This window comes from Bacillus sp. B2-WWTP-C-10-Post-4, from assembly GCF_009183805.1.
GTDB classification, from domain to species: Bacteria; Bacillota; Bacilli; order Bacillales; family Bacillaceae_G; genus Bacillus_A; species Bacillus_A cereus.
On the sequence record NZ_WEII01000060.1, the window covers coordinates 1 to 13,696 of the forward strand.

Genomic DNA, 13,696 nt, shown 5'->3' on the forward strand with positions numbered 1-13,696 from the left:
AAAAAAGTGCAAGAAGAATACCCCTATTCTCCTTGCACTTTTTACTATTATCACAGTGATTAAAGCGTTTACAAATTATTTCAAAATAATTAGTAAATCCATTCATTCATTAATTTTGAGTAGTCAACTAATTCTTCTTCTTTAAAGAAAATAGCAATCTCGCGCTCTGCGCTTTCTAAAGAATCAGAACCATGGATAATGTTTTTCGCAACAGTTACACCGAAATCTCCACGAATTGTTCCAGGAGCTGCTTCATGTGGTCTTGTTTTCCCCATCATGTTACGCGCTGTATCTACTACACCTTCACCTTGCCATACCATTGCGAACACAGGTCCAGATGTAATAAAGTCTACTAACTCACCAAAGAAAGGTTTTTCCTTATGCTCAGCGTAGTGTTGTCCAGCAATTTCCGGAGTGACTTGCATTAATTTTGCACCAACTAATTGAAAGCCTTTTTTCTCAAAACGAGCTACAATTTCCCCAATGAAGGCACGTTGTACACCGTCTGGTTTTACCATTAGAAATGTTTTTTCCATAAAAAATCTCTCCACTTCTGAATTATGTATGTAATTGTATATCCCCACACACATATTATCACCCTTATCACAATTGTGCAATAGTTTTGAAATAGAGAGATTATTTTATTTTTTAGAATAAACATTAAAATTTTCGTTTTCCAATATACTTTGCAACATTTTGTAATGCGTACTTTGCTTTTCCACGTGGAAGTGGTTTTATTATTTCTAAAGCTTTATGTAAATAACGTTCACTAAACGCAAATGCTTGATCAATTGCTGTACTATTTTTTACAGCATCAATAATTTCTTGCATTTCACTTGCTGTTGAATTTTCATGTACAGATGTGATTTTCTGACGAAGTACTGGATCTTCCATCGCATATAAAGCAGGAAGTGTAATATTCCCTTGTAGTAAATCTCCGCCAGCAGGTTTTCCAAGTTTCTCTTCTGTAGAAACGAAGTCTAAAATGTCATCAATAATTTGATAAGACATTCCTACAAAATACCCATACCAAAATAGACGATTTACCGTATCACGATTAGCACCAGCAGCAATCGCTCCCAATTGACAACTCGCGGCAATTAATAATGCTGTTTTTCGCTTTATTCTTCTTAAATACGTTCTTAAATTTTGGTCATAATTGTATTTATCTTTAATTTGTTCAATTTCACCTTTACAGACTTCTAAAATAGTATGTGATAACGCTTGATGCGCCTCTGGAATTTCGATATTTGTTATACATTCAAGAGACTTAGCGAACAGATAGTCCCCTGTATACATCGCAATACGATCTCCCCATTTCGCATTCACAGTCGCACTGCCGCGTCGTAAAAATGCAGCATCAATAACATCATCGTGAACAAGAGAAGCCATATGAATAAGTTCTAACGCAACAGCAACATGCTTAATCGCATCTAACTTATAATCTCCAAATTTCCCTGCAAGCAACACAAATACAGGACGAATTCGTTTCCCACCAGCTTCAATAAGCTGTAATGCTGCCTCTTCTACTAATGGCTGTTCAGAAGCGACTGTCTTTTTTAATTCTTTTTCTATCACATTAATATCCGATCGTAAAAAAGAGTACATAAGTTGTAACTTCATATTGTTCACCTTAACCTAAAACTTCTTTTTTCTATTTTGATTCTGGTTTAATACCTAAATGCATCGCTGCTACCCCGAAAGTAAATGGTTTCACTTGCACACGTTCAAGTCCAGCTTGCTCAAACATTTGAGCCAATTCTTTCATCCCTGGGAACGTACTAGCAGATTCTTGAAGCCATGAATACTCTTTATAACTTTTCGCAAACATCTTTCCAAATAACGGCATGATATATTTAAAGTATAAAATATACCCTTGTCGAAAACCAATCATTGTTGGTTGAGATGTTTCTAAACAGATTACTTTTCCACCTGGTTTTACTACACGCGTCATTTCTTTTAATACGTGCATATAATCCGGTACGTTACGTAAACCAAACCCAATCGTCACATAATCAAACGTATTATCTTCAAACGGAAGTTCCATTGCATTCCCATGTAGAAGTTCTACTTGTTTTAATTGTAACGCCTCTACCTTTTGCTTACCGACAGATAACATATTTTCACTGAAATCTAAGCCAACAACCTTTCCTTGTTCACCTACGGCTCCAGCTAGCGCAATTGTCCAATCTGCGGTTCCACAGCATACATCAAGCGCTTGACTACCTGGTTGTACATCCATAATTCGCATCGTTTCTTTACGCCACGCTTTATGTCTTTGAAAACTAATTACAGAATTCATCACATCGTATTTATCAGAAATCTTTTCAAATACGTCATGTACTCTTTCTTCTTTTGATTGTTGCATGCTCGTACCTTCTTCCAATGTAAAATTGCTTATGTCTTCTATTTATTCCTTAACACAGAATTTATTTCATTTATGTCTGTGTGATTTTCTAAAAATTGTTTTTCTTTCTTTCTCAATTCCTTCATCCAACCAATAATCACTACTTCTGCTTTATCCCCTAAAGCATCTTGCATAGCTTGAAAAACAGGTGAATGTTGCTTATCAGCATACAATTGAATTTCTTTTTGAAGGCGATTTCCACCTAATACGTATGTGATAAATGGCTTCCAATGTGATAAATGAAAATGATCACATGTTTTTTGAAGGAGCGCAGACTCAATCGTTACTACGCTTTTCATTATGTCATCCGTCGTTTCATGCGCTTTTTGGTATAACATAATTTTGTGTTCATTTATCTCTTTAATTCCTTCAGCAAGTGCACGAATTAAAACAATATCACGATTCATAGACAATAAATAATAATATAGTCCACTATAGTAATCGCCTGCAAGTACTGTTAATTGACGACATTTATGGAATTCAATCTCTTCCTCGCCTGCTTTATTTGATACCCTTTCATGCGTATCAAGCGCAATTTGTACAAGCATAATTGTTACTACGTAATGCTCAATTTGTTCTATATGTAAGTTTGCACTCTTTAAAGCACCATATAACAATGCTATCTTTTCTTCATCAATAAATGGTTCTTCAATATAGTTTATAAAGTAAGGATGGCGTAATTTCTCCATCAATTTTTCTTTTATACCCGCATACCCTCCGTAGATGTCACACACAAAAAATCACCCTTGTTTTCTAATTCATAAAACTTATTATAACACATACACTCTATTTTCTATAACCAAAACTTGGCTACACCTGCCATTCATGTAAGCAATCTTTCTAATCTCACTCTGTCTAGTTAAAACTATATCATTTATTTACTAAAAAAAAAAAGAAAAGCAGTTTCCCGCTTTTCTTTACTTCGTTTTAATAAACGATAAAATTTCACTGCGCGCTGCAGCATCATTTTCAAGCACACCACGCACTGCTGTCGTTACTGTTTTCGCACCTGGTTTTTTTACACCACGCATCGTCATACACATATGTTCTGCTTCTACTACCACCATTACACCATGAGGCTCTAGTACTTCCATAATAGAGTTCGCTACTGTTGATGTAATACGTTCTTGCAGTTGTGGGCGACGTGCAATTGTATCTACGGTACGAGCTAATTTACTTAACCCTGTCACCTTTCCACCTTGCGGAATATATGCAACGTGAGCAACTCCATAGAATGGAACTAAATGATGCTCACACATCGAATAAAATGGTATATCTTTTACTAGTACAAGCTCTTCGTGATCTTCTCCGAATACTTTATGCAAATGCTCTTTCGGATCTTCATGCATACCTGAGAACACTTCTGCGTACATTTTTGCAACACGCTTTGGTGTATCAAGTACTCCCTCACGATTTGGGTCATCCCCAATCGCCTCTAAAATAAGGCGTACTGCATGTTCAATTTGTTCTAAATTAACTTTTGCCATCCGCTAGCCCTCCCGAAAACCTAAAAGTGATACGAACACATTCTAGCATATTTATGTTTTTAAAAGCAAAAAGAAGAGTTCCCAAAAAGGAAACTCTTCTTCCCTGTTAATATGTAAGGATTATTTAACCGCATCTTTTAACGCTTTACCAGGTTTGAATGCAGGTACTTTACTTGCAGCGATTTCAATCTCCTCACCTGTTTGTGGGTTACGACCTTTACGAGCCGCACGCTCACGAACTTCGAAGTTACCGAATCCGATCAGTTGTACTTTATCACCTTGTTTTAAAGCTTCTAAGATAGAATCAAAAACAGCGTCTACTGCTTTTGTTGCGTCCTTTTTAGAAAGGGAACTTGCTTCTGCAACAGCATTGATTAAATCTGTCTTGTTCATGCCATTCACCTCCTCCCAAAGATAAGACTGTATAATGATCATAAAATGAGTCTTACTTTCATTTGTAGGCAATTTTTGCAAATTCTATACTACAAAGATGTAGATAAATCATTATCAACGCCTATATTATACGATTCTCCTTTATAATTCAATATTTTTAAGGAAATTGTTACTCTGAAAATGTGAAAATCTGATGAAACTTGACAATTTACAACAATGTATTAGATAATGACTGTTTATTTTTCTATTTTATAATCAAAAAAACAAAAAATCCCTCTACAGTGAGAGGGATTTTTTCTTATAGTATAATCGCAATTAATCCGCCAGATCCTTCATTAATAATTCTTTCTAGCGTTTCTTTTAATTTATATCTAGCATTTTCTGGCATTAAAGATAATTTCGCCTGAATTCCTTCTCGAACAATCGAGCTAAGTGAACGTCCAAATATATCAGAATTCCAAATTGATAACGGGTCATCTTCAAAATCTTGCATTAAATAACGAACTAATTCTTCACTTTGCTTTTCAGTACCAATAATCGGCTCAAACGTTGACTCTACATCTACTTTAATCATATGAATAGATGGCGCTACCGCTTTTAACTTCACACCAAACCTTGAACCGTGACGAATAATTTCTGGCTCATCTAAGCTCATATCCGCTAATGCAGGTGCTGCTACACCATATCCTGTTTGCTTAACCATACGCAGTGCATCCGCCACTTGATCGTACTCTATTTTCGCATGAGATAAATCGAGCATAAGCTTTAATAAATGATCTTTCCCTCGAATTTCTACTCCTACTACTTCTTTTAAAATCTGATCATATAATTCATCTGGCGCATATAAATCAATCTCCGCCACACCTTGCCCCATATCAATGCCAGCTAGGCTCGCTCGATCAATAAATTCATATTGACTAAACTGCCAAACAACGCGATCCACATCACGAAGACGTTTTATATCCTTCACAGTTTCTTGAACTGCTTCTTGATAACTTTGACGCAACCAATGCCCTTCATTTAGCACCATTACCCAGCTCGGAAGGTTCACATTCACTTCTAATACAGGGAATTCAAATAGCGCTTCACGAAGTACATTATATACATCTGTTTCTCTTAAACTCTCCACACTCATTGCAATAACCGGGATATCATATTCTTCTGATAAACTTTGGCGTAATTGCTCTGTATCTGGATGATACGGCTGTACCGTATTAATTATCATAATGAAAGGTTTTCCTACTTCTTTCAACTCATTTACAACGCGTTCTTCTGCCTCTATATAATCTCTTCTTGGAATTTCACCAATTGTTCCATCTGTTGTAATTACAACACCAATTGTTGAATGTTCTTGAATTACTTTACGCGTGCCGATTTCTGCAGCTTCATGGAATGGAATAGGTTCTTCATACCAAGGGGTATTAATCATGCGCGGGCCATTCTCATCTTCATAGCCCTTCGCTCCAGGAACCGTATATCCAACACAATCTACTAATCGAATATTCACTTCAAGTCCTTCATCTACTTCGATAGAAACCGCTTGGTTTGGAACAAACTTCGGTTCCGTCGTCATAATTGTACGACCAGCAGCACTTTGAGGCAATTCATCCTGCGCTCTTTGACGGTCAGACTCATTCTCAATGTTTGGAATAACTACAAGTTCCATAAATTTTTTAATGAATGTTGATTTCCCTGTTCGAACAGCTCCTACAACTCCAAAATAAATATCACCGCCTGTTCGTTCTGCAATATCTTTAAAAATATCTACCTTTTCCAAGTGATTCCCTCCCTCAAAATTTTTGGGAATAATTCCGCGTTTATAGTCAACTAATACCTTCTCTAACGTTGCCTATAATATCTGATATAATATAATGGTATTCTAGAAGTTCGGACAATATATCATATAATTTTGTCCAATTTCATATGACTATTAAAAAATATCTTTTGTTTGCATCGTAAGTTGTATAACATAAAAAACCTTTCTTCTAGAACTTATTCACTAAAAGAAAGGTTCATGACTTATCATTTTAAAAAAATTGGTTCTCCGTCCTTTACTGTGTACGGTAAAGAATAAGCTGGTACAAACGGGGATCCTTTTGAAAGTATATTTCGAATATCTTCTCCCTCCGCAAACTGCCCTTCATTTTTTTTCAAAGCGTCATATAAGTCAATTCTATAATCAACAAAAACTTCTCCTTTTTCATTAATTACAAAAGGAAGTCCTTTACCAGAATATGGGCTTGTCACTTGTGGCACATCTTTATATCCTAGTTTTTTGAAATCCAATTCATATACACCATCTGAAATTACTTTTTTAAAAGGTGGATATTGATGTTCATCACGATATATCCTAAGCTTTAAAGATAGTTCCTGAATTTGTTCAGCCATCCTAACATCAATTAACTTTACTGTTGGATTTGTTTCAACGTCTATTAATACGTATTGATATACTCCTCCACTTTCATACGCATTCCCTGGCGCTTCTTGTATGTAACGCGGGGCAATCTGTTGAAAATCGATCGGATACTTTTGATAAATAGGTGTACTCATATCCCTCGTCTTAATTGGCAATATCCCATCATTTTGCTCCTTAAATGTCACAACAGCTTTTTGAACAACCTGTAGCTGATCTTCATAAGGAACCGCATTTTGCTTCATATTTTCTTTCGGATACAGACACCCCGTTAAAAGGCTCATACAACAAAATATTAAAATAATATGTAATTTTTTCACTAGCATCACCTTTTCATACTAATCTAATTTGCTCTGTATGTAGTATTTTCGAGACCATTCCATTTACTGCTGTACAGGTCCACTAAATACAACAAGAAAAATAACAATTCCTGACACAATCATAAGGGTGTACGCTACTAACGCTGTAATCCCTTTCAAAAATTTATTCTTTATTTTATGTCTACTTAATAAAATAAAACTTACTGCAAAAAACATAAATCCAATTGCCCCTAAAGCTAACCACATTTTCATAAGCCCTTCTGACATATATACACCCCTTTTTATTAATCTATTTTTATACTATTTTAACAAATTAAAATCTTTAAACAAATACAAAAAGAACATTTTACTACAAATTGCGAATATATAACTTTAATCAATAGGTTTTCCAGCATTTCTCACCAATCTAGACAAAAATAAAACCGAAGCGATTGTATCTCTCGCTTCGGTTGACCAAATATGCCCAAAAACAGCTCTATTCCCATTCTTTCATGGCTATCATATGCAATCTACAAACTCTTTGTTTCTCATAATTTATTTTTTAAACATTTTGCTTAACGAGCCAAAATCTGTTGGCATATTATTATTAATAATCGCTTTTACAATTTGATCCTCTTGCTCTTTCGGCACTTCACGTCCCGCCATAAGAGCCACTTGATGAATTAATTGACGAAGTACAGTTTCATCACGTAAATTCGCATTTTGCACGGATGATGCTAATTTAAAAATATCCTCTTTATTTACTTTCGCTTCCTTCTCAATATTATTAAAAATGTTATTATCCATTCTTTTCACCCTCTCCTCAAGTTACTCTTCATCCTATGCAAAAATGAAAAAATGGTGAAAAGACCCAAAAAATAAAAAAAGCGACAGAAGTACAAATGTACTTCTGTCGCTTTTCTTTACAGTAAATCAGGTATAGCTTCCACTTCATGTTTTCGAACACGTCCCATCAATGAGCCTACCGCATCTTTTACGTTATTCCCATTGAACAGCACGTCATATAAAGCAGCTGTAATCGGCATTTCAACTTCCATTTTCTCTGCCAATTCATGAGCAGCTTTCGTTGTTCTTACACCTTCCACAACCATACCCATGCTTTCTAACACTTCTTCTAAAGAGTGTCCTTTTCCAAGCATATTTCCAGCGCGCCAATTTCGGCTATGAACACTTGTACAAGTTACAATTAAGTCTCCCATACCAGTTAGACCAGCAAACGTTAACGGATTCCCGCCCATTTTTCTTCCTAAACGAGCAATCTCTGTTAAACCACGTGTCATCAATGCCGCCTTTGCATTATCACCTAATCCAAGACCATCAGTTATACCAGCAGCTAATGCGATAATATTTTTTAACGCACCACCAAGTTCAACTCCAACGATATCTGGATTTGTGTATACACGGAAATAACTATTCATAAATAAATCTTGTACTTCCTCAGCCGCTTCCATACGCTTTGCTGCAGACGTAACTGTTGTCGCTTGTCGTAAACCGACTTCTTCAGCATGACTCGGTCCAGACAGTACAACAACATCTTTAATTAAGTGCTCTGGAATTTCTTCCTCAATCACTTCCGAAATACGTTTTGACGTACCAGGTTCAATTCCTTTGCTCGCATGAATCCAAGTAATTGGTTCAGTAACAATTTCTTTCATCTCTTGTAATACATCTCTGTACGCTTTCGTTGGTACTACTAGCAGTACTATATTTACATCTACTAATGCTTCTTCTAAAGAAGAGTAGGCTACGATTGTGCTTGGCAATGTAATGCCTGGGAGATATCGACCATTCTCATGTTTCGTATTAATTTCAGCCATAAGTTCTGGGCGATTTCCCCAAATACGTACATCATGTCCATTGTCAGCTAATACCATCGCTAACGCTGTTCCCCAGCTACCTGCTCCTACTACTGTGATTTTTGTCATAAAATCACATCCTCTCCATTAGTCTCTTGCTCTAGCGATAATGTGAATCGGCGTTCCTACGAAGCCAAATGATTCACGTAAGCGATTCTTTAAGAAACGCTCATATGAGAAGTGCAATAATTCTGGATCGTTTACAAACACAACAAATGTCGGTGGTTTTACCGCAACTTGTGTTGCATAGAAAATTTTCAGACGGCTACCATTATGAGTTGGCGTCGGATTCATCGCTACCGCATCCATAATTACATCGTTTAATACGTTCGTTTGAATACGGATACTATGACTTTCATTTACCTCATCGATAACCGGTATTAATGTTTGTGTACGTTTTCTTGTTTTTGCAGATAAGAAAACAATTGGTGCGTATTCTAAGAATTGGAAATGAGCACGGATATTTTCTTCAAATGCTTTCATTGTTTTTTCGTCTTTTTTCACTGCATCCCATTTATTTACAACGATAACAACAGCTCGCCCTGAATCATGAGCATATCCAGCGATTTTTTTATCTTGCTCAATAATTCCTTCTTCACCATCTAAAACGACTAAAACAACGTCAGAACGTTCAATCGCTCTTAGCGCACGAAGTACACTATATTTCTCTGTACTTTCATACACTTTTCCTTTTTTACGCATACCAGCTGTATCAATAATTACATAATCTTTTCCATCTTTACTATATGGTGTATCGACAGCATCACGAGTTGTTCCTGCTACATTACTAACAATTACACGCTCTTGACCAAGAAGAGCATTTACAAGTGATGATTTTCCTACGTTTGGACGTCCAATTAAAGAGAAACGAATTGTGTCTTCATCATATCCATCTTCTTCAATCTTTGGAAAATGTTGTGCAGCTTCGTCTAGTAAGTCACCTAACCCTAATCCGTGTGTACCTGAAATTGGGAATGGTTCGCCAAATCCTAATGCATAAAAGTCATAAATGTCACTGCGCATTTCCGGATTGTCCACTTTATTTACTGCAAGTACAACCGGTTTATTTGAACGATATAAAATTTTTGCAACTTCTTCATCAGCTGCTGTTACACCGTCACGACCGTTTGTCATAAAAATGATAACATCCGCTTCATCAATTGCTACTTCAGCTTGTTGACGAATTTGTGTCAAAAACGGCTCGTCTCCAATATCAATTCCGCCCGTATCAATAATGTTAAATTCATGATTTAACCATTCTCCAGCGCTATAAATACGATCGCGCGTTACACCTGGAATATCTTCTACGATTGAAACTCTTTCTCCAACAATTCTATTGAAAATAGTAGATTTCCCTACGTTCGGGCGACCTACTATCGCTATTACTGGTTTCGGCATATACTTTCATCCTTTCAACTTGCTTCTGTTTATTATGTAAAAAACCCTTCTTTGTGCAAGAAGGGATTTGCATTCCAGAATATTTCTCAACGTATCAAAACACCTCACATTATAACACACGTTGCTAATGTTTCACAATAATATATACATTCTCTTGTAAGCGATGTGCAATACCATCTAAAATTGCCTCTAAATTATTTGCAACAAATTCTAGTTCCTCTGTCGATTCGCAAACGAATAAAGGAGCACCACCTGCAAATTTTTCTGGAGTCGTTGTTATAACTGCCAGAATAACACTTTCTAACATCATCTCTTATCTCCCCTTCCTTTCGGGGCTTCCGATGACATATGGACAGCACTTTCTAACGTTGGTACATTTCCTATGACACCTATCGCTTTCTCTGCATCTTGATCTTGCGGCAGGACAAAAATCCCAACCCTGCCATCCTCTAAATCACGCTTTGCTAACGGTACAAGCGCTGGTGTACCAGAATCTCTATAAATCCCTAACGCTACTGAAACATCGTGTAAAATAGCTTGTCGTTGCCCTAAATTTGAGATTGTAACCATCGCATCAATTGATTTCGGCTTTAAAATAAAACCCATACCATATTTCATAATTTCTTCTTGTCTTGCTGGCAATCCAATATTCATAATGTAAATATTATCAATATATAGCCCCGCTCCTTCAAACCGAAGCGGAACATGCTCGATATCAACAAGATCATGTAACCTTCTGCCAGACATTAATTTTTTCGCAATAAAAAATGCGATGATCGCCATAATTACTCCAGCAATCCACGAACGAAACCCTATATATGCAAACGTCGTCACAAACGACGTTAACATCGCCAAATAGTTGCGACTTTCAAAAACTAATGCAATTCCTTCAATGTATGTATTTCCACGCGGTACGAGCTCATACCCATCTAATTGTTGAAGCGTATTTCTTTCCATATTACGTACATCACGAAATTGTGTCGCTGCTAATGTAAGAAATGTAATGGCAGAAAAATCTTTTTTCAAAATAGACGGGATTGCAATCGCTCCTAAAGCAGCTGCAATTAACCCCATTGCAATATGAATAATTTTCCCATGTAGCCTCGTCGGATATTGCCGCGTATCCGTCCGAAGCATTAGCACCCTTGTAACTGTCCCCGCTATTACGCCGCATAAAATGGCTGGTGTATATTCAGTCATGTATTACCCTCGCCTTTCTTTTACGTGTTTTTCTCTTAAACCGTTCCATGTATACTGATGCTTTTGCAATCCAAAACAATATTGCCATGAATAATGTAGAAATGGCGACGATATCAAAAAATGCTAAACTACCGTAATCATATGGAAAATTCAATTTCCTAAAAATAAATGTCACTAGCAGCTCTCCTTGTAACATCCCTACATATAGAGAACATAATCGTAATATGCGATCTCCATGCAATAACACCGATGCATACACAAGAGCACTACTTAGCAGAAACACTCTATCCACCACAATCCAAATCGGATCATATATTTCTAACAGATGAAAACTTGTATATAACATTGCAATAATAAGCGCCGAAAGTAAGCTATATAATTTTTTCCAGACAGAATATAGCGTGATCCCTATAAAAGAAATAATACAAAGTAAAAGAGCATTTACTGATACCACGAATGAGGCGATCGTTACATGTAACGGAGAGCAAATTATAAAAATCAGTATACAAGCGCCTAACTTCCACCGAATAAGGTCCTTTTTCATAAAAAAGGTTACAATGATCCACCCTATCCAAGCTACAAAATAAAAAGTACTTCCATCCATCAACTTCACCTCCTATGTTTTCCATTATGGGAACTTTTTATGAAAGTTAATCCACTTTATTTACGCATAGTTTTTTCTTATAACAGCAACACTTTTAACAAGGAGGTGTTATTCATTATGGGTAAAGATCGCCAAGAACGAAAACTACGAGAATCACGCCGCGTTGAATCCGATCGTGATCAATCACTACAATATCCAGGTGCAACTGGACTTGATACACCAGAACAGGCTCGAAAACAAAACCAGCACTAATTAATGCAAAAAGACGGTTTCGATATTGTACGAAACCGTCTTTTACATAATCAGTTTAATGTTTTCTATTTATATTGAAATAATATTTTTCACACTATATCCTCCCATTACTTCTTTTTATCTTCACCTATTCCTATTAAAAATTAAGTTCTCTCCAGTAATTCGACAACACACCATCTACATTTTTCAACCCTTTTTCAATTGCAATTTTTACGAAATGATATTTTTATATAATACTAATTCCTTTCTCCACTTTATATTACGAAAAAGAATAGAACAAAAAAAATCAACCGAACGGTTGATTTTTTATCTCCTACTATAATGCGCAGTATCAATACCACGCTGCATTAACCAATGATACGTTTCACCCTTTACAACAAGAGGTACAGATTGCAACTCTTCTATCGTTTTCGCACCAAGAGCTGTCATTATAAATTTCAAATCTGTATGTAGAAGCTCAATTTCATCCACTAACTTCTCGATACCATCTTGCATTAAAATACGTAAAAAGTAACCAGCAAACGCAGTTGTATTCGCCCCTAATGCGATCGCTTTCGCTACGTCAAGCGCTGTTTGTATGCCCCCAGATGCAATAAAAGAGAGGTTATTATTTGTAGAGGTTGCTTCAATAATCGAGGTTGCTGTTTGTATGCCCCAGTTATTAAAATAAGAAAGCATTCGCTGTCTTCTTTCATTTTCAACAGCAGCAAAATTCGTACCACCTTGCCCACCAATATCAATTGCTGTTACACCTACGTTCGCTAACTGCTGCACTGTTTCCTTACTCATCCCAAATCCAACTTCTTTTACAATGATAGGAACTTTACTATTTAAAACAATTTTCTCAATGCGCTGAAGTACTCCAGTAAAATCACGGTCTCCTTCTGGCATCGTTAACTCTTGTATGACATTTAAATGAATTTGCAATGCATTCGCTTCAATCATATCAACGGCACGCTCTGCCTGTTCGATAGTTGCCTCACTACCTAAATTAGCAAAGAAAATACCATTTGGATTTACCTTTCTGATCACCTTATAAGAAGCAGCTTCACTTTCATCTTTTAACGCCGCCATTTGCGAACCTACAGCCATAGCAAGGTTATGATGTTTCGCTACATATGCTAATTGCTCATTAATATGTAACGTTTTCTCTCCTCCACCACCAGTCATCGCATTGATAAAAATCGGCGAACTTAGTGAAAGTTCGCCGATTTTTGTTTCACATGTTATTGTGTCATAATTTGAATTTGGCAAGCTTTGATGCACAAAATCAATATCATGAAAGCCATGCGTACGAGACTGACCAGTAGAAAGAGCGTATTCAATATGATCTAATTTACGTTTTGCCCTTACCACTTGTACCCCT

17 protein-coding genes are annotated in these 13,696 nt (G+C 36.4%); 1 reads left to right on the forward strand and 16 read right to left on the reverse strand.

Going from position 1 to position 13,696, the window contains the following annotated elements:
* Nucleotides 1–89: 89 nt before the first annotated feature.
* From ndk to GBN78_RS20265, 15 genes are all read right to left on the reverse strand, one after another.
* Nucleotides 90–536, reverse strand: coding sequence for a nucleoside-diphosphate kinase (gene ndk, locus GBN78_RS20195; RefSeq protein WP_000415883.1), 447 nt, complete (start codon nucleotides 534–536; stop codon nucleotides 90–92).
* Nucleotides 537–660: 124 nt separating this feature from the next.
* A complete protein-coding gene (gene hepT, locus GBN78_RS20200) occupies nucleotides 661–1,623 on the reverse strand; it encodes a heptaprenyl diphosphate synthase component II (protein WP_000776077.1) in 963 nt (320 codons plus the stop codon).
* Nucleotides 1,624–1,654: 31 nt separating this feature from the next.
* The gene (menG, locus tag GBN78_RS20205) at nucleotides 1,655–2,368 is read right to left on the reverse strand and encodes a 2-heptaprenyl-1,4-naphthoquinone methyltransferase (protein WP_001187674.1); all 714 of its coding nucleotides are present in this window, start codon (nucleotides 2,366–2,368) and stop codon (nucleotides 1,655–1,657) included.
* Between the two features lie 38 nt (nucleotides 2,369–2,406).
* On the reverse strand, nucleotides 2,407–3,141 hold the full coding sequence (locus GBN78_RS20210) for a heptaprenyl diphosphate synthase component 1 (protein WP_000332851.1): 735 nt from the start codon (nucleotides 3,139–3,141) through the stop codon (nucleotides 2,407–2,409).
* Between the two features lie 183 nt (nucleotides 3,142–3,324).
* A complete protein-coding gene (gene folE / locus GBN78_RS20215) occupies nucleotides 3,325–3,894 on the reverse strand; it encodes a GTP cyclohydrolase I FolE (protein WP_001151482.1) in 570 nt (189 codons plus the stop codon).
* A 120-nt stretch (nucleotides 3,895–4,014) separates the two neighbouring features.
* Complete coding sequence (locus GBN78_RS20220) at nucleotides 4,015–4,287, reverse strand: HU family DNA-binding protein (protein WP_001043860.1); 273 nt, start codon at nucleotides 4,285–4,287, stop codon at nucleotides 4,015–4,017.
* A 298-nt stretch (nucleotides 4,288–4,585) separates the two neighbouring features.
* Nucleotides 4,586–6,064 carry a stage IV sporulation protein A gene (spoIVA, locus tag GBN78_RS20225; RefSeq protein ID WP_000416519.1) on the reverse strand — a complete coding sequence of 493 codons (1,479 nt, stop codon included), beginning with the start codon at nucleotides 6,062–6,064 and terminating at the stop codon, nucleotides 4,586–4,588.
* A 245-nt stretch (nucleotides 6,065–6,309) separates the two neighbouring features.
* A complete protein-coding gene (locus tag GBN78_RS20230) occupies nucleotides 6,310–7,020 on the reverse strand; it encodes a hypothetical protein (RefSeq protein ID WP_000733110.1) in 711 nt (236 codons plus the stop codon).
* 63 nt (nucleotides 7,021–7,083) lie between these two features.
* The gene (locus tag GBN78_RS20235) at nucleotides 7,084–7,287 is read right to left on the reverse strand and encodes a DUF2768 domain-containing protein (protein ID WP_001289004.1); all 204 of its coding nucleotides are present in this window, start codon (nucleotides 7,285–7,287) and stop codon (nucleotides 7,084–7,086) included.
* A 267-nt stretch (nucleotides 7,288–7,554) separates the two neighbouring features.
* Entirely contained in the window at nucleotides 7,555–7,806 is a 252-nt protein-coding gene (locus tag GBN78_RS20240) for a stage VI sporulation protein F (RefSeq protein WP_000369754.1), read from the reverse strand.
* A 116-nt stretch (nucleotides 7,807–7,922) separates the two neighbouring features.
* Entirely contained in the window at nucleotides 7,923–8,945 is a 1,023-nt protein-coding gene (locus tag GBN78_RS20245) for an NAD(P)H-dependent glycerol-3-phosphate dehydrogenase (protein WP_000161761.1), read from the reverse strand.
* 18 nt (nucleotides 8,946–8,963) lie between these two features.
* Nucleotides 8,964–10,274 carry a ribosome biogenesis GTPase Der gene (gene der / locus GBN78_RS20250; RefSeq protein WP_001125893.1) on the reverse strand — a complete coding sequence of 437 codons (1,311 nt, stop codon included), beginning with the start codon at nucleotides 10,272–10,274 and terminating at the stop codon, nucleotides 8,964–8,966.
* 124 nt (nucleotides 10,275–10,398) lie between these two features.
* The gene (locus GBN78_RS20255) at nucleotides 10,399–10,584 is read right to left on the reverse strand and encodes a capping complex subunit for YIEGIA (RefSeq protein WP_000979059.1); all 186 of its coding nucleotides are present in this window, start codon (nucleotides 10,582–10,584) and stop codon (nucleotides 10,399–10,401) included.
* On the reverse strand, nucleotides 10,581–11,474 hold the full coding sequence (locus GBN78_RS20260) for a YIEGIA family protein (RefSeq protein WP_000141601.1): 894 nt from the start codon (nucleotides 11,472–11,474) through the stop codon (nucleotides 10,581–10,583). The genes GBN78_RS20255 and GBN78_RS20260 overlap by 4 nt, the downstream gene beginning before the upstream one ends.
* The gene (locus GBN78_RS20265; RefSeq protein ID WP_000349095.1) at nucleotides 11,467–12,078 is read right to left on the reverse strand and encodes a YphA family membrane protein; all 612 of its coding nucleotides are present in this window, start codon (nucleotides 12,076–12,078) and stop codon (nucleotides 11,467–11,469) included. The genes GBN78_RS20260 and GBN78_RS20265 overlap by 8 nt, the downstream gene beginning before the upstream one ends.
* A 117-nt stretch (nucleotides 12,079–12,195) precedes the next feature.
* Between GBN78_RS20265 and GBN78_RS20270 the strand changes: the two genes are divergently transcribed.
* Nucleotides 12,196–12,330 carry a YpzI family protein gene (locus tag GBN78_RS20270; protein ID WP_000513900.1) on the forward strand — a complete coding sequence of 45 codons (135 nt, stop codon included), beginning with the start codon at nucleotides 12,196–12,198 and terminating at the stop codon, nucleotides 12,328–12,330.
* Nucleotides 12,331–12,636: 306 nt separating this feature from the next.
* Here the strand turns inward: GBN78_RS20270 and GBN78_RS20275 are convergent, their stop codons facing one another.
* A complete protein-coding gene (locus tag GBN78_RS20275) occupies nucleotides 12,637–13,686 on the reverse strand; it encodes a type 2 isopentenyl-diphosphate Delta-isomerase (protein ID WP_000251037.1) in 1,050 nt (349 codons plus the stop codon).
* Nucleotides 13,687–13,696 lie beyond the last annotated feature (10 nt).

What these genes read in the sequence shown, in the direction of transcription:
- ndk (WP_000415883.1), bottom strand. Translation starts at nt 536, where the DNA reads ATGGAAAAAACATTTCTAATGGTAAAACCAGACGGTGTACAACGTGCC.
- hepT (WP_000776077.1), bottom strand. Translation starts at nt 1,623, where the DNA reads ATGAAGTTACAACTTATGTACTCTTTTTTACGATCGGATATTAATGTG.
- menG (WP_001187674.1), bottom strand. Translation starts at nt 2,368, where the DNA reads ATGCAACAATCAAAAGAAGAAAGAGTACATGACGTATTTGAAAAGATT.
- folE (WP_001151482.1), bottom strand. Translation starts at nt 3,894, where the DNA reads ATGGCAAAAGTTAATTTAGAACAAATTGAACATGCAGTACGCCTTATT.
- GBN78_RS20220 (WP_001043860.1), bottom strand. Translation starts at nt 4,287, where the DNA reads ATGAACAAGACAGATTTAATCAATGCTGTTGCAGAAGCAAGTTCCCTT.
- GBN78_RS20235 (WP_001289004.1), bottom strand. Translation starts at nt 7,287, where the DNA reads ATGTCAGAAGGGCTTATGAAAATGTGGTTAGCTTTAGGGGCAATTGGA.
- GBN78_RS20240 (WP_000369754.1), bottom strand. Translation starts at nt 7,806, where the DNA reads ATGGATAATAACATTTTTAATAATATTGAGAAGGAAGCGAAAGTAAAT.
- GBN78_RS20245 (WP_000161761.1), bottom strand. Translation starts at nt 8,945, where the DNA reads ATGACAAAAATCACAGTAGTAGGAGCAGGTAGCTGGGGAACAGCGTTA.
- der (WP_001125893.1), bottom strand. Translation starts at nt 10,274, where the DNA reads ATGCCGAAACCAGTAATAGCGATAGTAGGTCGCCCGAACGTAGGGAAA.
- GBN78_RS20255 (WP_000979059.1), bottom strand. Translation starts at nt 10,584, where the DNA reads ATGATGTTAGAAAGTGTTATTCTGGCAGTTATAACAACGACTCCAGAA.
- GBN78_RS20260 (WP_000141601.1), bottom strand. Translation starts at nt 11,474, where the DNA reads ATGACTGAATATACACCAGCCATTTTATGCGGCGTAATAGCGGGGACA.
- GBN78_RS20265 (WP_000349095.1), bottom strand. Translation starts at nt 12,078, where the DNA reads ATGGATGGAAGTACTTTTTATTTTGTAGCTTGGATAGGGTGGATCATT.
- GBN78_RS20270 (WP_000513900.1), top strand. Translation starts at nt 12,196, where the DNA reads ATGGGTAAAGATCGCCAAGAACGAAAACTACGAGAATCACGCCGCGTT.